The 21,559-nt window shown below is 58.5% G+C and carries 16 protein-coding genes; 6 read left to right on the top strand and 10 right to left on the bottom strand.

Annotated elements, in window-relative coordinates; all coding sequences use genetic code 11:
• Positions 1-155: 155 nt before the first annotated feature.
• The 4 genes from AC2A6O_RS27380 to AC2A6O_RS27365 form a co-directional block, all read right to left on the bottom strand.
• A complete protein-coding gene (locus AC2A6O_RS27380; protein WP_209000975.1) occupies positions 156-1,295 on the bottom strand; it encodes a TRAP transporter substrate-binding protein in 1,140 nt (379 codons plus the stop codon).
• A gap of 361 nt (positions 1,296-1,656) precedes the next feature.
• The gene (locus AC2A6O_RS27375) at positions 1,657-4,845 is read right to left on the bottom strand and encodes an efflux RND transporter permease subunit (protein WP_498931898.1); all 3,189 of its coding nucleotides are present in this window, start codon (positions 4,843-4,845) and stop codon (positions 1,657-1,659) included.
• A gap of 124 nt (positions 4,846-4,969) precedes the next feature.
• On the bottom strand, positions 4,970-6,160 hold the full coding sequence (locus AC2A6O_RS27370; RefSeq protein WP_498931896.1) for an efflux RND transporter periplasmic adaptor subunit: 1,191 nt from the start codon (positions 6,158-6,160) through the stop codon (positions 4,970-4,972).
• A 59-nt stretch (positions 6,161-6,219) separates the two neighbouring features.
• Entirely contained in the window at positions 6,220-7,017 is a 798-nt protein-coding gene (locus tag AC2A6O_RS27365) for an alpha/beta hydrolase fold domain-containing protein (RefSeq protein ID WP_148583136.1), read from the bottom strand.
• Between the two features lie 167 nt (positions 7,018-7,184).
• On the opposite strand from AC2A6O_RS27365, the gene AC2A6O_RS27360 reads away from it, so the two are divergent.
• On the top strand, positions 7,185-8,132 hold the full coding sequence (locus AC2A6O_RS27360; protein WP_498931894.1) for a LysR family transcriptional regulator: 948 nt from the start codon (positions 7,185-7,187) through the stop codon (positions 8,130-8,132).
• A 22-nt stretch (positions 8,133-8,154) separates the two neighbouring features.
• On the opposite strand, the gene AC2A6O_RS27355 is transcribed toward AC2A6O_RS27360, so the two are convergent.
• The 4 genes from AC2A6O_RS27355 to pdxR form a co-directional block, all read right to left on the bottom strand.
• A complete protein-coding gene (locus AC2A6O_RS27355; protein WP_498931892.1) occupies positions 8,155-9,453 on the bottom strand; it encodes an NAD(P)/FAD-dependent oxidoreductase in 1,299 nt (432 codons plus the stop codon).
• An 8-nt stretch (positions 9,454-9,461) separates the two neighbouring features.
• A complete protein-coding gene (locus AC2A6O_RS27350) occupies positions 9,462-11,084 on the bottom strand; it encodes a GMC family oxidoreductase (RefSeq protein WP_498931890.1) in 1,623 nt (540 codons plus the stop codon).
• Between the two features lie 8 nt (positions 11,085-11,092).
• Entirely contained in the window at positions 11,093-11,350 is a 258-nt protein-coding gene (locus tag AC2A6O_RS27345) for a hypothetical protein (RefSeq protein ID WP_498931888.1), read from the bottom strand.
• A 120-nt stretch (positions 11,351-11,470) separates the two neighbouring features.
• Complete coding sequence (gene pdxR / locus AC2A6O_RS27340) at positions 11,471-12,958, bottom strand: MocR-like pyridoxine biosynthesis transcription factor PdxR (protein ID WP_498931886.1); 1,488 nt, start codon at positions 12,956-12,958, stop codon at positions 11,471-11,473.
• A gap of 129 nt (positions 12,959-13,087) precedes the next feature.
• Between pdxR and AC2A6O_RS27335 the strand changes: the two genes are divergently transcribed.
• Positions 13,088-14,194, top strand: a complete 1,107-nt coding sequence (locus AC2A6O_RS27335; RefSeq protein WP_498931884.1) for a mandelate racemase/muconate lactonizing enzyme family protein — start codon at positions 13,088-13,090, stop codon at positions 14,192-14,194.
• Between the two features lie 2 nt (positions 14,195-14,196).
• Positions 14,197-15,690 (top strand): aldehyde dehydrogenase family protein, encoded by a 1,494-nt coding sequence (locus AC2A6O_RS27330; protein ID WP_498931883.1) that lies wholly within the window; start codon positions 14,197-14,199, stop codon positions 15,688-15,690.
• Between the two features lie 126 nt (positions 15,691-15,816).
• On the opposite strand, the gene AC2A6O_RS27325 is transcribed toward AC2A6O_RS27330, so the two are convergent.
• Both AC2A6O_RS27325 and AC2A6O_RS27320 read right to left on the bottom strand, forming a co-directional pair.
• Positions 15,817-16,326, bottom strand: coding sequence for a hypothetical protein (locus tag AC2A6O_RS27325; protein ID WP_286192552.1), 510 nt, complete (start codon positions 16,324-16,326; stop codon positions 15,817-15,819).
• Positions 16,327-16,328: 2 nt separating this feature from the next.
• On the bottom strand, positions 16,329-17,048 hold the full coding sequence (locus tag AC2A6O_RS27320; protein ID WP_162529995.1) for a helix-turn-helix transcriptional regulator: 720 nt from the start codon (positions 17,046-17,048) through the stop codon (positions 16,329-16,331).
• Positions 17,049-17,777: 729 nt separating this feature from the next.
• On the opposite strand from AC2A6O_RS27320, the gene AC2A6O_RS27315 reads away from it, so the two are divergent.
• The 3 genes from AC2A6O_RS27315 to AC2A6O_RS27305 all read left to right on the top strand — a co-directional run bounded on the left by AC2A6O_RS27315 (position 17,778) and on the right by AC2A6O_RS27305 (position 21,550).
• Positions 17,778-18,491, top strand: a complete 714-nt coding sequence (locus AC2A6O_RS27315) for a hypothetical protein (RefSeq protein ID WP_498931880.1) — start codon at positions 17,778-17,780, stop codon at positions 18,489-18,491.
• A gap of 127 nt (positions 18,492-18,618) precedes the next feature.
• Positions 18,619-19,374 (top strand): hypothetical protein, encoded by a 756-nt coding sequence (locus AC2A6O_RS27310; RefSeq protein ID WP_498931878.1) that lies wholly within the window; start codon positions 18,619-18,621, stop codon positions 19,372-19,374.
• Positions 19,375-19,525: 151 nt separating this feature from the next.
• The gene (locus tag AC2A6O_RS27305) at positions 19,526-21,550 is read left to right on the top strand and encodes a hypothetical protein (protein WP_498931876.1); all 2,025 of its coding nucleotides are present in this window, start codon (positions 19,526-19,528) and stop codon (positions 21,548-21,550) included.
• Positions 21,551-21,559: the final 9 nt, after the last annotated feature.

The following is a 21,559-nucleotide window of genomic DNA, read 5'->3' as shown; positions in this document are numbered from 1 at the left end:
TCTCCCGTCGTGCGGTTGGCATTCTTTTGAGGGAAATCGGGAATGGCCTGCCAGAAGAAAGGTCCGGCTGAACCATGGTCAGGCAGACGCGAGGTCTGGCCGCTCCCGGGCCTGTAGGGCCGGGAGCGGCTGCATCAAAGGAGATGCTGGTCAGATCAGAGCTGGTTGCGGCCCTTCAGATAGGCGACAACCGCATCGTAATAGCGTTGGGTGAGGTCGTTCTTGCCGGCCCAGTTTTCCCACTCCTGCTGCGCGATCCTGCGGAACTTTGCCCGCTCGTCGCCAGACCAGTTGACGATTTCGATGTCCGGATTGGCCTTGGCTTCCTCGACAGCGGCTGCATCGAGTTTGCGCACGGAATAAACGTGATCGAAGATGAACTGGTCGACGGAGGCGTTCAGGATGGCCTTGAGGTCGTCCGGAAGTTCATCCCAGATCGACTTGGTCATCGAAATGTCGATCAACGGCAGGGAGTGGAAGCCCGGATAGAGCGGATAGTGGGCAACGTCATTCATGCCCTGCGACTGGTTGGTTGCGAAAACCGTGTAGTCGGCCGCCTGGACCACGCCCTTGTCGAGAGCCGTGAAGACTTCGGAACCGGGCAGGGCAACCGGAGACGCACCAGCCTTGGAGAAGATCTCGTAGACCATACCTTCCGGCGCACGCATCTTGACGCCCTTCAGGTCTTCAACGGAGCGGATCGGAACGCTGGAAACGAATGCTTCCGGCTCGGTTGCCGCGGCTCCGATGAAATGGACGCCGTAGGGCTCGACCAGTTCGGCGTAGAGCTCATGGCCACCACCGGATTGCATGAACCCGATCAGTTCGAAAGGATCGCTCCAGGCGCCGACCAGGTTGCCCATCATGGCAAAGGCGGGGTCTTTCCCGGCGAAATAGCTCGGGTCGGTCAGGTGGCCCTGCAAAATGCCGGAGCCAACGGCATCAAGCGTATCGGTGTGAGGGACAACGGCGCCGATCGGCAAAATCTCGATGGCGATGCGCCCGCCAGACATTTTCTCGACGCTTTCAGCCCATTTCTGTTTGTTGATAAAGCCCGGCTCACCGGCCGTTTCCGAGGTCTGGAAGGTCCAGTTGTAGTCCGCCGCCGTAGCGACACCCGGTGCGGCAAGAACCGACAGGGCGAACAGGCTTGATAGAATTCCGGTCTTCAGTGACAGCAAACGTCCCAAAGGCCCGTCGCTTGCAACTGTCTGCCTGACGCGGGCTGCAAGGTTTTGAAATTGCACACCGCCGCGCGGCGTTTTTGTGTCTTCACGATAACTATTCGATTGCATGTTTTCCTCCCACATACATCGCCACAGTGTTGGCTCGCCAACGCTTGGCACGTCACGTTACGCGGCGAGGAACCGGATGTGACAGGGCGATTCACGCAATCCATTTGCGGGAACCCGCAATTTGGGTGTTGGTGCCGGTATTGCAGCCCCTGGATGTGCCGATCGGTCTCAACGCGGCGACCTTCCACACCGGAGATATCGAGAACGACTTTCGGAATTTTTCAAAAGAGGCAAGAGGCAGGAGCACCGTCCGGCAACCGTCGCCGGATGATCGCTTTCGTTGAGCCTGCGAAGATCCGATCAAGTGCAAACGCCCCGGAAACGGCTGTCTCCAGGGCGCTTATCTGTCATGTCGGCTCGTTCAGGAGGCTGCTTCCTGCGCTTGCGGTCGCTCGACTGTGTCCTGGTGCTGCACAAGCGGCCGATTGCCGGAAAGCTTGCGAACCAGAACGTAGAAGACCGGTGTCATGAAGATGCCGAAGAAGGTTACGCCGATCATGCCGGAGAAGACAGCGACCCCCATGGCAGAGCGCATTTCGGCGCCGGCACCGGTTGAAAGCACCAGCGGGACGACCCCCATGATGAAGGCCATGGAGGTCATCAGGATCGGCCTAAGCCGCAAACGGCTGGCTTCAATGGCCGCTTCCACGGGCGACCGGCCCTCGAACTCCAGTTCCCGTGCGAATTCCACGATCAGGATCGCGTTTTTCGCCGAGAGGCCGACAAGCACTATCAACCCGATCTGGGTGAAGATGTTGTTGTCGCCCGCTGTCAGCCAGACGCCCGTCAGGGCGGCAAGCACACCCATGGGAACGATCATGATGATCGCCACAGGCAGCATCAGGCTTTCATACTGGGCGGCAAGCACCAGGTAGACCAGAAGCAGGGCCAGAGGGAAGACGAGGAACCCGGAACTGCCGGCAAGGATCTGCTGGTAGGTGAGGTCGGTCCATTCGAAGGCGATGCCCTTGGGCAGGGTTTCTTCCGCGATCCGTTCAACCGCAGCCTGGGCCTGGCCCGAGGAATAGCCAGGCGCCGGGCCGCCGTTGATGTCAGCGGCAAGAAAGCCGTTGTAGCGGGTTGCGCGTTCCGGCCCGGTGGTCGCCTCCACCTTCAGAAGCGCGGCGAGCGGGATCATCTGGCCAGTGGCGGAGCGGACCTTCAGCTTGCCGATATCGTCGGCATGGGCCCGGTACTGGGCGTCTGCCTGCACCCGGACGCTGTAGGTGCGGCCGAAGGCGTTGAAGTCGTTGACAAAAAGCGACCCCAGATAGATCTGCAGCGTCTCGAACACATCCGTTACCGAAACACCGAGCTGCTCGGCCTTGGTGCGATCGAGATCCGCATAAAGCTGGGGCACATTGATCTGGAAACTGGAGAACAATCCGGCCAGCTCCGGTGTCTGATAGGCCTGTGCCAGGAACGCCTTGTTGGCGGCGTCGAGTGCCTGGTAGCCGAGCCCGGCGCGGTCCTCGATCTGCAGCTTGAACCCGCCGGTGGTGCCCAGACCCTGGACGGGCGGCGGCGCGAATATGGCGATGAACGCATCCTGGATCGTGCCGAATTTCTGGTTCAGCTGCATCGCAATCGCATTGCCTGACAGGTCCGGAGACTGTCGTTCCTCGAAATCCGACAGGGTGGCGAAGACGATGCCGGCGTTGGAGGAGTTGGTGAACCCGTTGATCGACAGGCCCGGGAAGGCGATGGCGTGTTGGACGCCTTCCTGTTCCAGCGCAATCTCGCTCATCCGTCGGATGACGTCTTCCGTGCGGTCCAGTGTGGCAGCGTCGGGAAGCTGGGCAAAGCCGATCAGATACTGTTTGTCCTGCGCCGGAACAAAGCCACCGGGAACCGTGGTGAAGAGGCTGTAGGTTGCTCCTGCCAACACCATGTAGATCCCCATGACAATGGTCTTGCGGGACAACAGGCCGCCGATGCTCTTGCCGTAGGCGTTGGACCCGGCGCCGAACGCCCGGTTGAAGCCTCTGAAGAACCAGCCGAGCAGAAAATCCATCGCACGTGTCAGCCAGTCCTTGGGCGCATGGTGATCCTTCAGGAGAAAGGCGGCCAGCGCCGGGGACAGGGTCAGCGAGTTGATGGCCGAGATCACGGTGGAGATCGCAATCGTGAGCGCGAACTGGCGATAGAACTGACCCGACAGACCGGTGATGAAGGCCAGAGGAACGAACACGGCCACCAGCACAAGCGCTATGGCGATGATCGGCCCGGAGACTTCCTTCATGGCCTTGTAGGTGGCTTCGCGTGGGTTCAGTCCGCTCTCGATATTTCGCTCAACGTTTTCCACGACCACAATCGCATCGTCGACGACGATGCCGATGGCCAGAACCAGTCCGAACAGGCTGAGCGCATTGATGGAGAAGCCGAAGACATACATGACACCGAAGGTGCCGATGATCGACACGGGAACCGCGATCAGGGGAATGATCGACGCGCGCCAGGTCTGCAGGAACAGGATCACGACAAGGACCACCAGCACCACGGCTTCAAGCAGCGTGTCGACGACCTTCTCGATGGAGGATCGCACGAATTTCGTGGTGTCGTAGACGATTTCGTATTTGACGCCGTCGGGCATGGCGACCTGTAGGTCGTTCATGGTTTCGACCACCGCATCGGAGATCGCAATTGCATTGGAGCCTGGTGCCTGAAACACCGGAATCGCGACGGCGGGCTTGCCGTCGAGCAGCGAGCGCAAGGAATAATCGGCCGCGCCCAGCTCGATCCGGGCGACGTCACGCAACCGGGTGACCTCGCCGTTGTCACCGGTGCGGACAATGATGTTGCCGAATTCTTCCGGTGTCTGAAGGCGCCCCTGCGCATTCACGCTGAGCTGAACGTCGACGCCTTCCAGATTGGGCGACGCACCGATGGTGCCGGCTGCTGCCTGCACGTTCTGTTCGCGGATGGCTCTGGTGATGTCGCTGGCTGCCAGATTGTGTCCGGCCGCCTTCTGTGGATCGACCCACACACGCATGGAATAATCGCCCGAGCCGAACACCTGCACCTGGCCGACACCCTGAATGCGGGCCAGACGGTCCTTGATGTTGAGAACTGCATAGTTGCGCAGATAGGTGATGTCGTAGCGATTGTCCGGCGAGGTCAGGTTTACCACCATCATCAGATCGGGCGAGCTTTTCACCGTGGTCACACCCAGGCTCCGGACTTCTGCCGGCAGGCGCGGCTCGGCCTGGGAAACACGGTTCTGGACAAGCTGCTGGGCCTGGTCGGGGTCGGTGCCAAGCTCGAAGGTGACCGTGAGTGTCATGGCGCCGTCGGAGGTCGCCTGGCTGGTCATGTAGAGCATGCCCTCAACGCCGTTGATCTGTTCTTCCAGCGGTGTTGCCACCGTCTCGGCAATGATTTTCGGGTTGGCTCCGGGGTAGGCGGCGCGCACGACAATGGAGGGCGGTACCACCTCCGGATATTCGGAAATGGGAAGAGCCCTCATGCCGAGCAGACCGGCGATGAGGATGAGGACGGACAGCACGCCGGCAAAAACCGGTCGGTCGACGAAGAATCTCGAGATATTCATGGCCAGGCCCTTTCCAGCAGGAAATCGGGACAACACGTTCCCGGCCGGTGGCGGGGCCTCCGGCGATCATCACTTGAATTGTTGAAGAGGGGGAGGCGGAGCGGCATGCGCTCCACCTGATCACTCAGTTTGCAGCGGCGACATCGTTTTCGAGCTGCGGATCGACAAGCGCACCTGAGCGGATGCGTTGCAGGCCGTTGACGACGATCCGTTCGCCCGGCTTGAGCCCGCTGTTGACGATGCGCGCGCCTTCGGCGGTTCTGCCAAGCTCAACCGACCTATAGGCCGCCTTGTTGTCATCGCCGACAACGTAGACGTATTTCTTGTCCTGGTCGGTGCCGATGGCGCGTTCGCTGATCAGGACTTTCTGTTCGGGTCTGGGTTCCCCCATGCGAATGCGCACGAACTGGCCCGGTATGAGCGTGCCGCCCTGATTATCGAAAACGGCCCTGACACCAATGGTACCACTGACGGCATCAACCTGGTTGTCGACCAGCTGAAGTTTGCCCTTCACCGGGTGTCCGGCGGTTGACGAGGTTTCGATTTCCACCGGGATCATATCCAGCGGCGGTACCGCGGCATCTGTCTTTGGCAGCTCTGCCAGAACCCGCGAGACCAGGTCTTCACTTGCGTTGAAGCTTGCATAGATCGGATCGACGGAAACCAGGGTGGTCAGGGCCGGAGAGGCGGAGCCCGCCGCAACCAGATTACCGACGGTGATCTCGATCTTGCCGACACGGCCGGACACGGGCGCCAGGATCTTGGTGTAACCAAGCTCCAGCTTGGCGGACCTGAGGGCTGCCTTCACGGTTCTGAGGGTCGCTTGAGCTTCGGCGTAGGTGTTGCGTCGCTGGTCGAGCACGCTTTGAGAGATCGTCCGGTTTTCGATGAGCTTGTTGCCGCGATCCAGTTCCAGCTTGGCGAGGTTCAGCTGCGTTTGCGCCAGTTCAACCTGACCTTCCCTTTGCGCGACAGCGGCTTCATAGGGGGCGGGGTCGATGGTGAAGAGCGGATCACCGGCTTCCACCAGCGCACCTTCGCGAAAATCGACGGACTGGATGGCACCGGCCACGCGGGAGCGGATCTGTACCCGGTCGATGGCCTCAAGCCTGCCTGAGAAATCCTCCCACACGGTGATTTCGCGTGACTTGACCTCGGCAACGGTCACCGGCACGGCCGGGATGGTGGCTGTATTGCCGGCGGCTGTCGCCGGGCTGGTCGCCGGAAGGTTCATGATGAGGACAGCGGCTGAAACAGAGACAGCAACTGCCAGGCTGGCGCCCGTCAGGGCCCAGAGCTTGCTTCTTGATGTCATTGGTCTCTCCTTGGAAACCCTCTCGAAAAATCAATCTTCAGAAGGGTTTAAGTGCAAATTCAATGAAGGCTGACGGACTGCGCGAAACCCGAAAATTGCGCGGAAACGGTTTCCTGCCAGGTTGGGGTCTCGTCCGTCTTTCCGCCGTAGAGCGATGGCCAGCCAGCCCCGGCGGGGAGAACATGCTGGTGAACGTCAACACCAGCATTCTGGAGGCAGGTGGCAAAACCGAGTGTTTCGTCTTTCAGCGGATCGTCCTGCGAGCACAGAACGAGCGCCGGCGCAACTCCGGTCAGGCGTGAGCACATGCAAGGGGCCGCGTAAGGGTGGCACATGCCGGTGCTGAGATAGTGGCTCCAGCCGTCTGCCCAGATATCCTTCATGCCGACCCCGGCGGCCGCCTGAAACGAGGTGGAGCCCATGAACGGATCGAGCAGGGGCGACAGCAGGATCTGTCCGTCCAGTTCATCGGCGAAATGATCCCGGGCCTTCAGGGCGACAGCCGCGGCGATGTTGCCGCCAGCCTCGACGCCACCGACAAGAAGCAGGGATTTGCGGTTTCCCAAACCAGCGCGTTTCTTCGCCAGATAGGAAAAGATCGAAAACCCGGTTTCCAGTGGTTTCGGGAAAACGCTGCCAAGCGGCACGTTGTAATCCGGCATCACGACAATGGCGCCGGTTTCGGCGATGATATGCGCGACCTCACAGTCCTGCGGCAAGGTGCCTTGAAAGGCCCCGCCGTGGAAGTAGATCAGAACCGGCGGCGCCTTGCTGTATTCAGCGCCCTGATAGACACGCGCCGCCACGGGGCCGATTGCCACCTTGTCGAGCGTCATGTCCTTTATCTGCACCGTCATGTTCAGCGCCGTTTCGTGTCCGTTGATTGAAGGAAGGCAGAGTACACCAGCCCTCTTGCTTGTCTGATAGGTATTGTTGTTCCAAGTCTGGAATAAGAGGTGTATTATTGGTTTCACTATTCGAAATTTCGAACAATAAGCCTATTTCTTGATCAGGATGCCTGGAAATGGATCAGCTCTCTGCCATGCGTGCCTTTGTCAGGGTGGTTGAAACAGGCAACTTCACCCGCGCCTCCGACTCTCTTCAGATGCCGAAGGCAACGGTGACAAACCTGATCCAGAATCTCGAAAGGCATCTGCAGACGAAATTGCTCAACCGGACCACGCGGCGGGTGATCGTGACGACGGATGGGGCACTCTACTACGAGCGCGCCGCTCAGATCGTGTCGGAGGTCGATGAGCTTGATGCCAGCCTGACCCAGGCGCAAAGCACGCCGGGGGGACGGCTGCGCGTGGAAATGTCGGGTGCTTTCGCAGACTGGTTCGTCATTCCGGCGCTTGGCGGGTTTTACGAAAAATATCCGGATATCCGGATCGATCTCGGGATTGGTGACAGGACGGTCGATTATCTGGCGGAAAATGTCGATTGCGCCCTGCGCGGGGGCGCCCCGGCCGATCAGTCGCTGATTGCGCGGCGGGTGGCGGAAATCGGGCTGATCACCTGTGCGGCAACCTCTTATCTGGAGCGGGCTGGAATTCCGGAAAGTCCGGAGGATGTGCAGGCGAACCACTCTAGTGTCAGCTACTTTGTTGCCGCCAAGGGGCGCACGAATCCTCTCACCTTTCGCAAGGACGGTGAGGAAATTCTGGTCGACGGACGGTATCACTGCTCGGTCAACGATGCCCGCAGCTATGTTGCAGCTGCGCGGGCCGGGCATGGCATCGCTCAGTTGCCGGACTTCATGGTGCAGAAGGAACTGGAGCGCGGAGACCTCGTGCCGGTGCTGGCGGAATGGTCGGCCGACACCATTCCTCTCTATATCGTCTACCCGCCCAACCGGCATCTGTCGAACAAGGTTCGCGTTTTCGTCGATTGGCTGGTGCGCCTGCTGGCCGATATTCCAGAGCCTGGCGAGGTCTCGTCAGGGCGGCAGGGTAGCGGCGCAAACCGGTGACCGGCTGACGGTTTTGCCGGGGTCAGATCCCGAACCTGTCCCGCAGCCGGTAGACCAGCACGGACGGTGCCAGGAACCAGGGATTGCCCTGGTAAAGCGGCCGTGTCCGGAAAGGGATCTTCTCGAAGGCGGAGGGGGATTTTTCCAGGCCGGCGGCCTTCTGGCCGATGCGCATGCCCAGATAGCTCGCCATGCCGACGCCGGACCCACAATAGCCGCCTGCATGAAACAGGCCCTTGTCCTCGCCAGCGTGGGCAAGCGTGTCGAAGGTGTAGCCGACAAATCCCATCCAGGCATGGCTGATCCGCACGGTGGCCAGTTCCGGGAAAAGGGCCGTCATGTCGTGGTGGAGTTTGAGCGCGCTGTTGCGCGGGTCTGTTTCGCTCAAGGAAACCCGGCCGCCGAAAAGAACGCGCTTCCGGTCTGGCGACAGCCGGTAGTAATAGACCAGCTTTCTGGTGTCCGACAGGATCCGATCGGTCGGGAACAGCCGGTCGATCGTTTCGCTCGGAATTTCCTCCGTTGCGATCACGTAGGAACCGATGGGGATCAGCCGCCGTTGCAACCATGGCGAAAGGGGGCCGGAGTAGCCATTGGTCGCCAGAATGACCTTGCCCGCCTTGAGGGGACCGCTGCTTGTGAGAACCTTGAAGCCTGAGGCTTCGCGTTCAAGGGACATCACCCGGCACTTGCCGCGCACCATTGCGCCTTCGGCCAGAACCTTGCTCAGAAGCGAGGGGTGGTATTTGCTGACATCGACGCTGCAATGACGCGGATTGACGATGCCGCCGTGATAAGCCTCTGTTCCAAGCTCCTTCGCCATATCGCTTTTCGGCACCATGAAGGCATCCGTCTTCCAGACCGGGTGCCCGGCGGCACAGTCCTTGGCAAGGCTTTCGTAAAGGTGCGGCTTGTGGGCCCCGTGGAAGCGGCCGGTCTCCAGCAGGCCCATCTCAAGGCCTTCTGCCCTCGACAGTGCGTGCATATAGTCGAGCGATGCCTGACCTTCCAGACAGAGCTGGGTGGCGAGCTCCTTGCCATAGCGGCGCGCCAGGCTGGAGAAGGAGGGCTTGAGGCTCGTCGACAGCTGGCCGCCATTGCGCATGCTGCACCCCCAACCGGGGTCTTCCGTATCAAGAACCAGCGTGCCGAGGCCTTCGCGGGCAGTCTGAAGTGCCGCGTTCAGGCCGGTGTAGCCGCCGCCGACCACCAGCACGTCCACTTCCTCCGGCAGGCCAGTCTCCCGCAGAGGAACTTTCGTGGCGATGTCCTGCCAATAGGGTGTCGTCTTGAAGTCGTCTGTAAAAAGAGCCTGTGTCATTGTTCGCCTCACGCTGTTCGCGCGTCCTCCAGAATCAGATCGGCACCTTTTTCGCCAACCATGATCGCGGGTGCATTGGTGTTGCCGGATGTAACTGTCGGGAAAATGGAGGCATCGACAACCCTGAGTCCGTCGACCCCGTAAACCTTCAGGCGCGTGTCGACAACATTTTCGCCCGGCGCCGGCCCCATGCGGCAGGTGCTGACCGGGTGAAAGACGGTGGAGCACCGGCTGCGCGCATCCGCCAGCATGTCCTCGTCGGTCTGAACGCCCGGGCCGGGGGTGATTTCATCGTCGATGACCGATTTCATGGCAGGGCTTTCGGCGATCTTGCGCATCAGCTTGCTGCCTTCGATCATTTCGGTGAGGTCGCGGTTCGTGCTGAGCGAGTTGGGGTGGATCTCCGGCATGTCGAACGGGTTGGCCGAGCGCAGGCAGATGTGGCCGCGGCTGGTCGGCCGCGTCGGCTGAAAGCCGAGCAGGAAGCCGGGGAAGGGGTCCGGATTCATCAGCGGGCGCTTGCCTTTTGGTGCCTTGGTGTAGCTGACAGGCGAGAAGTAAAGCTGCATGTTCGGCCGTTCACAATCCGGATTGCTTTTAACGAACCCACCGGCCTGGTTGACGCTGAGCGACAACGGACCTCTGCGGGTCAGGACATAGCGGATCCCCTGGGCGAGCTTTCCCCACCACGGGTAAAGCAGCTGGTTCAGCGTCGGCACCTTGGACCGGTAGAGGTAATCGAGGCCGAGATGGTCCTGCAGGTTCTTGCCGACGGCCGGGCTTTGCACGGTGGGGGTTATGCCCTTTGCCTGCAGCTCCGCACCATCGCCAATGCCGGACAGCATCAGGATCTGCGGAGAATTGACGGCACCGGCACTCAGGATCACCTCCCGGCGAGCCTTGATGATCTGTTCGGTCCCGCCCTGGCTGTAGGCAACACCGGTGGCCCGTCCGTTCTCAAGGATCACCCGGGTTGTGTGTGCCCTGGTCAGGATGGACACGTTCTGCCGTTTTTTCGCACGGGACAGATAGGCGCGGGCTGCCGACATGCGGAACCCGTTTTTCGAGGTTACCTGGTAAAGGCCGACACCTTCCTGGGTCTTGCCGTTGAAATCCGGATTGCGGCTGAAGCCGGCCTCTTCGCTGGCCGCCAGGAAGTTTTCGCACAGCGGATGAACTTCCTTGTCCATGGAGGACACATAAAGTGGGCCATCGCCGCCGCGATAGGCGTCGGCACCGTTGCCGTTGGTTTCCGACCGTTTGAAATAGGGCAGAACGTCCTGCCAGCCCCAGCCTGTGTTGCCGAGGGCCTTCCAGTCCTCGAAATCCGCATGCTGGCCGCGAATGTAGACCATGGCATTGATGGAGCTGGAACCGCCCAGCACCTTGCCGCGCGGCCAGTAGCCGGAACGGTCGTTCAGGCCGGGATCGGCCTCGGTGTGGTACATCCAGTTGATTTTGCGATTGTAGAAAGCCTTGCCATAGCCAATCGGCATCCAGATCCAGAAATTGAGATCCGAACCGCCGGCCTCCAGCAGGCAGACTGTGTATTTGCCGTCTTCCGACAACCGGTCGGCAAGCACCGAGCCTGCCGAGCCCGCGCCGACAATGACAAAGTCGAACTCGGCCATGAATGCTCCTATCGAAAGGTCTTGTCGGGTTGGATGGCAGTCGACAGCGGCGCAACGCTTCCGTCCGCGATCATGGTTGGCCGCAGCAAGGGCAGCGTGACCTCGCGCAGACCAGGCGTCCGGCTTGCGCTCGGTTTGAAGGCTGCTTCTGTCATGGTCACGCCGAATTTCTTCAGTCGGGAGGTGAGCGCCGGCGACGTCGTGGGCGAAATGAAGGAGAGCTGCCCGAATGCGACAGGCATCAGGCCGGTTCGTGTTGTTTCCAAATGGATGACGTCCTCCTGAATGCGCTCAGCGTACCAACCGGAAGGAAGCCTAGGTTGGAATTGGCCTGTAAAATATATCCATTGCAGATAATTTTTCAGTCCAATTAGCGGGGCGGCGCCTCACCCGGCACTGCAGCCGGGCAGGATTTTCTTGAGAACCTTCATGCCTTTGCGAATGTCTTCCTGCCCGGAGCTGCCAAAGCCGAGCACAATACCGCGCTGTGGTATCTGTCCAAGGGCATACCGGGAGAGCGGTGCGGTGATGATGCCGAGTTTCGCCGCTTTGCTGACGATCCTGTCTTCATCGTGTCTGTTCGACACAAAGCCAACAGTATGAAAGCCGCTGCTGGCCGGTTGAAGATCGATATCTCCGGCAAGGTCGGCTGCCTCCGCCATCAGGGTGTCGTGGCGGTGTTTGTAAAGCTGGCGCATGGTGCGGATATGTGTTGCGAACATGCCCTCATCCATGAATTCGGCAACAATCGCCTGGGTGACCGTCGGAACGCCGGAAAGCCAGGTCAGGCAGACGCGCTCAAAGCTTTCCACTAGACCTTCCGGGACCAGCGCGAAGCCGAGCCTGAGGGCCGGGAACAGGGATTTTGAGAACGTGCCGACGTAGATCACCCGGCCATGCGTATCTATGCTCTTGAGGGTCGGTGGCGGCTGGTCGCCGAAATAGAACTCACCGTCGTAATCGTCCTCAACGATCATGGCATCGGCTTCGTTGGCGACCTTCAGCAGCGCCAGCCTGCGTGACAGGCTCATGACATGACCCAGCGGTTGCTGATGGGATGGTGTGACGAACGCAAGCCGGAAATAGGGGGCCTTTGCCAGTCCGTCTTCAATGCACAGGCCTTCCTCGTCGACGGCAACCGGAACAGGCCTTGCCCCGATGGCAACGAAAGCGTTGCGTGCGCCGATGGCACCCGGATTTTCGAACCAGATCGGCTCACCCGGATTGACCAGCATGCCGCCGATCAGGGAGAAGGCCCGCTGAGCGCCGTTGGTGATGAAGATCTGTTCCGGATCGCATTTGATGCCCCGGGACGCATTCAATTGGCGGGCGATGGCACGGCGCAGCGGCATGTAGCCGAAGGGTTCGCCATAACCGGCAATGTGGTCGCGGTCCTTGCGCCAGTGCCGGGCAGAGAGCTTCGCCCATTGTGCCATGGGAAAGGCGTCGAGCGCGGGCAGCGCGGTGACAAAGGCCTGCGATTTGTGTGGCAGGCGCGAGCGCAAGGTGAAGTCCGGGATTGCGTGGCGGGACGCGTGCGAAAGGCGCGGCACGACAGGGGTGATGTCGTTGGCTTCCTGTGAAAGCTTCGGTGCAAGGCGGGCGTTCAGTGCTTCGCTGACATAGGTGCCGGCGCCGACCCTTGCCTCCAGCAGGCCCTCCGCGGTCAGGCGGTCGATGGCGTCGATCACCGTCGTACGGGAAACACCGATTTCCTGTGCCAGGGTACGTGTTGCCGGCATACGGTCGCCCGGGGTCAGGGCGCCCGTCAGCAGCAGGTCGCGCAGCGCCATGTAGAGCTGGATCGAAATTTTCTTTTCGGCCGTCTTGTCGATCTTGATCGACGAGAGCACTGCACCGGCATGGCGTTTCATCGCGTTCCCTCAAATTGGTATGAGAGTTTGCGCAAAACGGACCTTTTATCAAGTCCAATTCTGGATAAGGGTCGGTCCTGAGCCAACACTTATCCGTCGCGACCGCCCGTCCGAGGACCTGATTTCACGATGAAAATACAATCAATAGAAACATTTACAAATGAGTTTGTCTGCTTTGTCCGCGTGACTGACGAGAGTGGCGCGACCGGATGGGGACAGGTTGCTCCTTATTACGCGGATATCACTGCCGAAGTCGTGCATCGTCAGGTGGCGCCATACGCACTGGGTGAAGATGCTTATGACATCGAACATCTGATGGGGATCATTCCGGAGCGGGAACACAAATTCCCCGGTTCCTATCTGCGCCGGGCGATGGGAGGTCTGGACACGGCGCTGTTCGACCTGCGCGGCAAGCTGGAAGGAAAGTCGGTCTGTGAACTGCTCGGCGGAACTCCGGGCAAGGTGCGGGCTTACGGGTCGTCGATGAAGCGCGATATCACGCCGAAGGACGAAGCGGATCGGCTGAAGAAACAGCAGGACCTGAATGGCTTTACCGCGTTCAAGTTCCGGATCGGCGCCGAATGCGGACGTGACCGCGACGAGTGGCCTGGTCGGACGGAAGAGATTGTCCCGACCATGCGCAAGGCCTTTGACGATGGTACGGAGCTGCTGGTCGATGCAAACTCCTGCTACTCGCCGTCCAAAGCCATCGAGATCGGCCGGTTTCTGGAAGCCAACGGAATTTCCCATTACGAAGAGCCTTGCCCCTATTGGCATTACGACCAGACCAAGCAGGTGACGGATGCGCTGCGCATCGACGTAACGGGCGGGGAACAGGATTGCTCGCTGGTGGACTGGCAGCGTATGATCGATGACCGGGTTGTCGATATCGTTCAGCCGGACGTGTGTTATCTCGGCGGCATGGTCCGCACCTTGCAGGTGGCGCGGATGGCACATGAAGCCGGGATCCCCTGCACGCCGCATGCGGCCAATCTGTCGCTGGTGACACTGTTCACCATGCATCTGCTGCGGGCGATCCCGAACGCGGGCAAGTATCTCGAATTCTCCATCGAGGAAGCGGACTATTATCCGTGGCAGTATGATCTGTTCACCTCATCTCCGTTCGAGATTTCAGACGGCCATGCGATGGTAACCGACGCGCCGGGCTGGGGTGTCGAGATCAGCCCGGAATGGCTGGCCAAATCCACCTACAAGATCAGCTCCCTGGAAGGCTAACGATGCCCGCAGCAAGTGAACTCATCGCGGAATATCAGGCTACGGGCACGCTGAAGGTGCTGCCGCTCGGCCATTTCATTGACGGCCGCTTCGCCCAGCCGTCCCATAACCGGACCATGGAAAGTTTCGATCCCGGTCGGGGCGAAGCCTTTGCCCGCTTCACGGCCGGAACTGCCGAGGATGTCGATCAGGCGGTCCAATCGTCAAAGGTTGCTTTCGAGTCGGTCTGGCGCGACATGGCACCGGCGGAACGGTCCCGCATTCTTCTGAAGGCCTCCCGGCTGATCCTGGAAAACCTCGATCTTCTGGCTGTTGCCGAAACGCTCGACAGCGGCAAGGCGCTTCAGGAAGCAGAAGGCGATGTGCGCGGTGCGGCCCGGGCGTTCGAGTATTACGCAGGTGCCTGCGACAAGCAGCAGGGCGACAGCTTTCCGCTCGGCCCGAACTATGTCGGCTACACCATTCACGAGCCGGTCGGGGTGACGGCTCAGATCATTCCGTGGAACTTTCCGATCTCCACGGCCGCACGCGGGTTTGCGCCTGCGCTTGCAGCAGGCTGCACTGTCGTCGCGAAGCCGGCAGAACAGACGCCCTTCACGGCGCTGCTTCTGGCGAAGATCCTGCATGATGCCGGATTGCCGGCCGGGGTCTGCAATGTCGTGACCGGCACAGGCGCCGAAACCGGTGCGCCGCTGACGTCCCATCCGGATGTCGATCACATCACCTTCACCGGATCGGTGCAGACGGGCAAGGCGGTGATGAAGGCGGCAGCTGACGAAATCACCCGCGTGGTGCTGGAACTCGGCGGCAAATCGCCGGTGGTGGTGCTGGGGGATTGCGACCGGGAACAGGCGCTCTCCGGTGTACTCGGCGCGATTTATGAAAATGCCGGGCAGATCTGCTCGGCGGGATCCCGTCTCGTCATCGAGAAAAGCATCCACGCGGATTTTGTCGCAGAGCTGGTCAAGCGCACCAGCGCCTTGAAGCTCGGGCATGGCCTTGCCAATCCGGATGTCGGCCCGGTCAGTTCTGCGGAGCATCTTGCGAAGGTCGCCGGCTTTGTCGACCGTGCGAAGGCGCGCGGGGCAGATGTCGTAACGGGCGGCGCGATCGCCGCCGATCCGGAAAGCGGCAAGGGATGGTTCTATCAGCCGACAATCGTCGACAATGTTGCCGCCAATGACGAATTGGCCCAGGAAGAAATCTTCGGGCCGGTTCTGACGGTGCAGGTGGCTGAAGATGCCGATCATGCGCTGGCGTTGGCCAATGACTGCCAGTACGGACTGGTCGCCGGCGTCTACACCTCGAATTTTGCACAAGCCCATCAGCTCGCCCGCGAGATCGACGCGGGGCAGATCTTCATCAACGAGTATTTTGCCGGGGGCATCGAAGTGCCGTTTGGAGGTAACAAGAAATCTGGCTTCGGCCGCGAAAAAGGTCTGGAGGGGCTCAAGAGCTACTGCAAGACCAAGAGCGTCGCTGCCAGGATCGGTTAGAGAAAGGCGGCCCGGATCAGGGTTGATCCAAGCCGGCTCAATTGCCGTGTTACCTCCCCTGTAAGGCCGGTTCGGTTCGCTGATCCGGCCTCTTTTTTCGTCCAGGAAGCGGAGTTGGCGGCAGCTTCAGACCGGAAACCTGCGCAGCTTGAAGAACTCCCACAGCGATTTGTTCAACGCCTGGGTTTTCTGGATCGTCTCCCTGACCAGCGTGATTTCACGGGAATTGATCGGGCTGGACTTGCCGTATTCGATCTTGTGTTTCTGGTCGCTAATTCGCATGAGAATAGTAGAGGCATTGCGTCCCCCGTTGTCGAAAGAATAAATGCAGTGATTATATTTATTTTTTAATTTCAATATCTTGTGCATGTCCCGCGTCAGGCCCAGCACGCCTTCCCTCATATCCGGCGTCTGGGTGTCCAGCTTGGCCAGCCGTTCGACCAGATCAATTCTGGCGCGCGACGTGTTGAGGGTCAGGAAGATGACCGTTGCAACTTCCTTGGTGACACCGGCAAGGCCGGCGATCATGTGGATCAACAGGCTCTCCGTGTTGGTCCATGTGTAATTCAGGCGGCCCATGAGGGTCAGAAATGTCTGGAACTCATCCGCCATTGGTGACATTTCGGCGGCGCTCATCTTCAGGCCTCAAGACTGGGTGAATGGTTTTCCTTCTGAATAAAAATTGCCGCGGCCTCCGTCCTGTTGGAAACGCCGAGCTTTGAAATGATGTGATGAATATGCAGCTTGATCGTGTGTTCAGACAGGGACAGCTTGTCGGCGATAATCTTGTTCTGGTGGCCCTCTGAAATCAGGCACAGGACTTCGGTTTCCCGGCGGGTCAGCTTGCTGAACTGGTTCATGGTGCGACCGCGTTGTTTGTGGTTTTGCAAGGCGGGAGCCGCACTGGAAGGCCGTTCGTGACCCATGTACTTGATCGCATCGGCCGGCAGATAGTGACCGCCGTTCAGCATCAGACGGATGGCGCCGAGCCACAGGTCGATCCGCAGGTTCATGGGTAAGACGCTCTTGATCAGACCTTCCTGGAAATATTCGCTGATGATCGAGGGAAAGGAAAGATCGTCGTTGATCAACATGCAAAGGTTTGCTTCCGGAAAGTTCTTCCGCAAGCAGGCAACCGACTCCTTGCGTTCCGCGCTGAAACCTTCGTCGATGAGGAAAAGCCGTTTCGAAAATTCTCCACGACGTTCCGAGCGGTAAAGATCAATTTTCTGACTGATACGGACGAAACGTCCATTGTCTATTTCTCGTTCGATTACACCTTCCAGCTCCTTCGGAAACTTTTCGGATGCGCCAACAAAATAGATTGAACCCTTTTTTTCATAATTCGCAGTAGCCATTACAATCATCCCTAGATACTAAGCTATAATTTAAACCGTTCCCTCTTTTGCTTGCACTTGCCAGAAGCAGGGGCTGGGAGAAACGTGTCTTTTTAAGTAATTAGCCGGCTTATTTTGCCGTTGGCTTTCGCCTTCAGATTTGAAAATAATAAAAATTTTTATTTGTCTGTTCAGACCAAGGATAGACTCAGGCAATGGAAGGCGAGTTAAAATCAACATGCCGCCCAAAGCGCAGTACTAACAGTGATTCTTGTAATTTCCCCCGATCCGAATTCCTCCTCACCCACAACTTGTATATAGCAAGCTTACCCTAGGTTATATTAATAATTCGATTTATCCGAGTTTTTTATTCTTATTCAAGTCATTAAAATCATTCAATTTTTTTCATTTTACGTGAGGGCCTGTGTCCCTATACACCCACGAAAACTAAGGGGTTAATATTTAGTTAGGATTTCCGGCTTATTGCGCCGGGTTTGTTCTGTCATTGTTTTAATCGGCTCGGAAGTGATCGAATTTATGTATTTCTCATAATCGGTGAGATACGTTATCTGTATTTGACTTCCGTCCGATGCGTAAATGGAGCGGCCATTCTGTTTTTGTCTGGCTGATGTGGCGCGTTTTGCCACTTTCCATTTGATCGGGAGTGGAAACGCTCCTTTTAAACCATGACAGTTCTATGCAAATCGATAGAAGACGATCTGCCGAGCTGTCCGATCTGAGGACAGAACCATGAGCGAATACGTTTGGCAAAAAAACGAGCTGAACATCGATAAGTCGTATCGTCCGGATTTCTCTCGTGAATACAATCACGAGGTAAATATCGACAACTCGAAGAGTTACGAGTGGGAATACTCTGACGACGATAACACCCAGGATGTAAACAATCAGGTGTTCAAGTATGTCGACAGTGATTTCAATCCCGTCATCAACGTTGATTTCGAGAACGGTCCTTCGGACGTCGACAACATTGACCTGGATTTGAGCGATCACGCCAGTGTCGGGGACATGCTGATTGCAAAAGGCAACATCGACTTCGATCCGGGCGACGACATCAATGTCGAAGACGTCCTGAACGATGCGCTGAACGGCGCAGGAAACGATACCGGCTTTGTCCTGAACAACAGCAATATGCTGGAAGACAATGACCAGGCCAATGGCACCTATGTCGCCAACGACGCTGCTTTCACGCAGAAACTGTCCGCGACCGGCGGTTCTTCTGTGGCGGATGACGGTCTGGCATTCGGCGGTTCTTCCATGACCGTGGATGCCCTCGATGACGCGACGGTGATCGGCGAAGTGATGGCTGCAGCCAATGCCGCCAACGCAACCGAGGCATTCGTCAACGAGCTGGTGCAAGGCGCGAACATCCTCAACAACTCGGTCGATACATCGATCGTCGGTGGTGATCTCTATACCGACAGCGTTGGTGAAGACGACCTCTAAGATGTTTGCGAGGCGCTGCGGATTCCTGTTTCTGAATATCCGGCTGCGCCTGTCTCCAAGTCAGAATGCGGTGTGATCGTTAGCCTTAACGAGGTCTGGATCACCGCCTTGAACAAGGACTTTTATCATGTCTGGTAAGCGTGGAACTCAATTCAACTACTCTGATTTCGATGCAATCGATGAATCAAAGATCGTCAACATGGCCAAAGTCGATATGCACTTCGAAGAAGGCTTCGTCTATGACGATGACGATGTCGTGGACATCGACCTGGAAGATTGTGCTGAAGTCGACGAAATGCTCGTCAGCGTCAATGGCAGCATTGACTACTCTCCCGGTGATGACATCAGCGTTGAGGACATTCTGAACGAAGCTCTCAATGGCGCGGGCAATGACGCAGGCGTCGTGCTCAACAACACCAACCAGCTCGAAGACAACGATACGGCTCAAAACACGACGGCAACCAATGGGGCCAACTTCAACCAGACCCTGAATGCCAAGGGCGGCGATTCGACGACCGACGATGGTATTTCCGCAGGCGGTTCCAGCGGCAGTGGAAGCATCGATGCTGAAATGAGTGCTTTCGGTGGTCATACGGCCAACTGGTTCGGTCATTCCGGTTTCCACGGCATGTCGCTCGACCTGGATGGCAATCTGGAAATCGACGATCTGGGGTCGGGCAGCGTCAAGGTCATTGCCGACGACGATGCTCTGGTTCAGGGCCTCAATGCGGCCGAAGCCTCTGCTTCCAACGATGCAACGGCGTTCACCAACACACTGGTCCAGGGCGAAAACATCCTGAACAACTCTGTCGACATGACCATTGTCGGGGGCAACATGGATAACATCATGACCGGTGAAGACCTGGGCTCTCTGGGCAGCTGATGCGCTCCACATCTGAGTTGATCTTTTATTCCTGAAGATAGCAGGAGGCGCGGCGCCATTCGCACCGCGCCTCCTGGACGCGGCCTCTCGTTTTTTAATTCGCGCGAGTTCGACCGCGAATAAAACCCTTCACTCCGTTTCGGGGGCTGACATGTTTTTTTATGACGACCTTACGCGTGAGGCGATTTCACATTTTGTAGGCAGCTTTGCCATGTCGCTGGAGGAGGCGCGGGCCCGCCTCGAATATCTGGAATTCCGCGCCGCTCAACTGGCTGCGGAACAGGCTGAGCAGGGCGACACGATGGAGGCGCTGCTAACGGTCTGGCCAGACTATCAGCTGCTCGATCTCAACCCGAATATCCATTACGAATTCAACGGTTACCGCCTCTTCGATGATATTCCCGCCGCCCTGAATTTCTACGAGTGGGACGGCATCGGCATGCGGGCAAACCTGACCCTGCCGCCCGACGAAGGGACTTATAATCCCTATACCATCACACTGACGGGCGGCGTGATTTTCATAACCTACCACCACGAAGTGCTTCCCAACAGTTTTGCGGTGCTGTCCCGGTCGGAAAACCTGCTGGATGACAACGACTATCTGTCGAATACTGGTCTTTCCTATCGTTTTGATGCCGAGGCGCCTTCGCTCACCGCTTTTGTCGATGCGCTGGAGGCCGCCGGAATTACGGGCAGGTTCGGTTTTTCGGAAGCGGACAATCCGGCAGGCAACCTGAGCGCGACTGTCGAGGCCTGGGCGGAAACGGCCAAGGCCATGCAGACAGGGGCTCCAGGTGTCGGACAGCAGGTTCTTGTGACGGGGGAGGAGACCGGCCAACTTTACCAGAATGGTGTCGTTGTCGAGGAAGCGGCCCGCCTCGATGAGGTCATCAAGCAGTTGAAGGGCCGCGCTCCGGACGAGGACGCCGATGGGTTGGCCGAGGACGTTACGGATAATGGGCCGCAAAGCGCCTCCGGTCAGATTACCTTGCTGGAGGAAACAGCGGCAGGTTCCGCATCGCTGCAAATCAGCACCGGCAACAACACGATGATCAATCAGGCCGTTGTGCTGGATGTCTGGGGAAAGGCCGCGACGATCGCTGTTGCCGGCGACTACTACGATCTCGACATCATCAGCCAGACCAACGTTCTGGCCTCGCCGCATCTGGCCGGGCTTGGCGCGTTGGCGTCAGACCCGACTACCGGCAGCTACAACATCGCGTCGATCCTGAACACCGGATCGGATCTGCCGGTGGACGCCACCTCCATCGGCAATCATGCCCTGTGGGACATTACCTTCCACGACGGTGACATGACCTTTGTGAACTGGCTGACCCAGACAAACTACCTGGTCGACAATGACACCATCGTCTACCAGGAAGACAATTCGGGCACGATGATCACATCCGGCGGCAATGTTCTGACGAACGGCCTCAACCTGACGGAACTCAGCACCTTTTTCGACATGATCCTCATCGGCGGAAATTACTATTCGGCCAATGTGATCAGCCAGACCAACGTTCTGGTCAATTTCGACCAGATCATCTCGGATGGAACGGGTGACGCACCCTTGGCTGGGCCGGACGGAGAGATCGACAATCTGCTGTGGAACGAGGCCTACATCGTTTCCAATTTCAACAACACCGTCGTCGACCTGGACCCGGTGAGTGCGAACCGTCTGGCGACTGCCGATGAGGACGATCTCGACAGCGACTTCCTGTCAGGGGCTTTCAGCGGTGAGGCCTCGCCGGTCAACATGCTGAACGTGCTTTATGTCTCCGGCGACGTCTACGACATCAATTATCTCGAACAGGTCAATATCCTGGGCGACAGCGACAGTATCGCCACGCTCGGGGTGGATGTCGCCAGCGAAGACACCAGCATCAATGGCGATTCAAATCTGCTTTACAACGCCGCGGTGATCCAGGAAGCCAGTGTGGACACCGTCGTTCGCGTCGGTGGCGAAACCTATTCTGAAGCCTTGCTCTATCAGGCAGAGATCCTGACAGCAGATGTGGCGCAGCCGGACGAAGGCGGGGCACATCTGGCCTCCGAGGCCGTGGTGTTTCTGGCAGATGGCATGCTGACCGATGCCGACAACAGCTTTGAAACAGTCAATCTGAACCAGATGCCGGACGAGGTTTGTGTCGATCCGATGGCGACCATGGTTGCTTAGGGGAGACCG

The organism is Labrenzia sp. ATLA3 (assembly GCF_057180185.1).
This window is presented reverse-complemented; position numbering and strand designations above follow the sequence as displayed.

Bases quoted from the DNA above. Each gene is read 5' to 3' on its own strand.
- AC2A6O_RS27380 (WP_209000975.1), bottom strand. From the start codon at position 1,295: ATGCAATCGAATAGTTATCGTGAAGACACAAAAACGCCGCGCGGCGGT.
- AC2A6O_RS27375 (WP_498931898.1), bottom strand. From the start codon at position 4,845: ATGAATATCTCGAGATTCTTCGTCGACCGACCGGTTTTTGCCGGCGTG.
- AC2A6O_RS27370 (WP_498931896.1), bottom strand. From the start codon at position 6,160: ATGACATCAAGAAGCAAGCTCTGGGCCCTGACGGGCGCCAGCCTGGCA.
- AC2A6O_RS27365 (WP_148583136.1), bottom strand. From the start codon at position 7,017: ATGACGGTGCAGATAAAGGACATGACGCTCGACAAGGTGGCAATCGGC.
- AC2A6O_RS27360 (WP_498931894.1), top strand. From the start codon at position 7,185: ATGGATCAGCTCTCTGCCATGCGTGCCTTTGTCAGGGTGGTTGAAACA.
- AC2A6O_RS27355 (WP_498931892.1), bottom strand. From the start codon at position 9,453: ATGACACAGGCTCTTTTTACAGACGACTTCAAGACGACACCCTATTGG.
- AC2A6O_RS27350 (WP_498931890.1), bottom strand. From the start codon at position 11,084: ATGGCCGAGTTCGACTTTGTCATTGTCGGCGCGGGCTCGGCAGGCTCG.
- pdxR (WP_498931886.1), bottom strand. From the start codon at position 12,958: ATGAAACGCCATGCCGGTGCAGTGCTCTCGTCGATCAAGATCGACAAG.
- AC2A6O_RS27335 (WP_498931884.1), top strand. From the start codon at position 13,088: ATGAAAATACAATCAATAGAAACATTTACAAATGAGTTTGTCTGCTTT.
- AC2A6O_RS27330 (WP_498931883.1), top strand. From the start codon at position 14,197: ATGCCCGCAGCAAGTGAACTCATCGCGGAATATCAGGCTACGGGCACG.
- AC2A6O_RS27325 (WP_286192552.1), bottom strand. From the start codon at position 16,326: ATGAGCGCCGCCGAAATGTCACCAATGGCGGATGAGTTCCAGACATTT.
- AC2A6O_RS27320 (WP_162529995.1), bottom strand. From the start codon at position 17,048: ATGGCTACTGCGAATTATGAAAAAAAGGGTTCAATCTATTTTGTTGGC.
- AC2A6O_RS27315 (WP_498931880.1), top strand. From the start codon at position 17,778: ATGAGCGAATACGTTTGGCAAAAAAACGAGCTGAACATCGATAAGTCG.
- AC2A6O_RS27310 (WP_498931878.1), top strand. From the start codon at position 18,619: ATGTCTGGTAAGCGTGGAACTCAATTCAACTACTCTGATTTCGATGCA.
- AC2A6O_RS27305 (WP_498931876.1), top strand. From the start codon at position 19,526: ATGTTTTTTTATGACGACCTTACGCGTGAGGCGATTTCACATTTTGTA.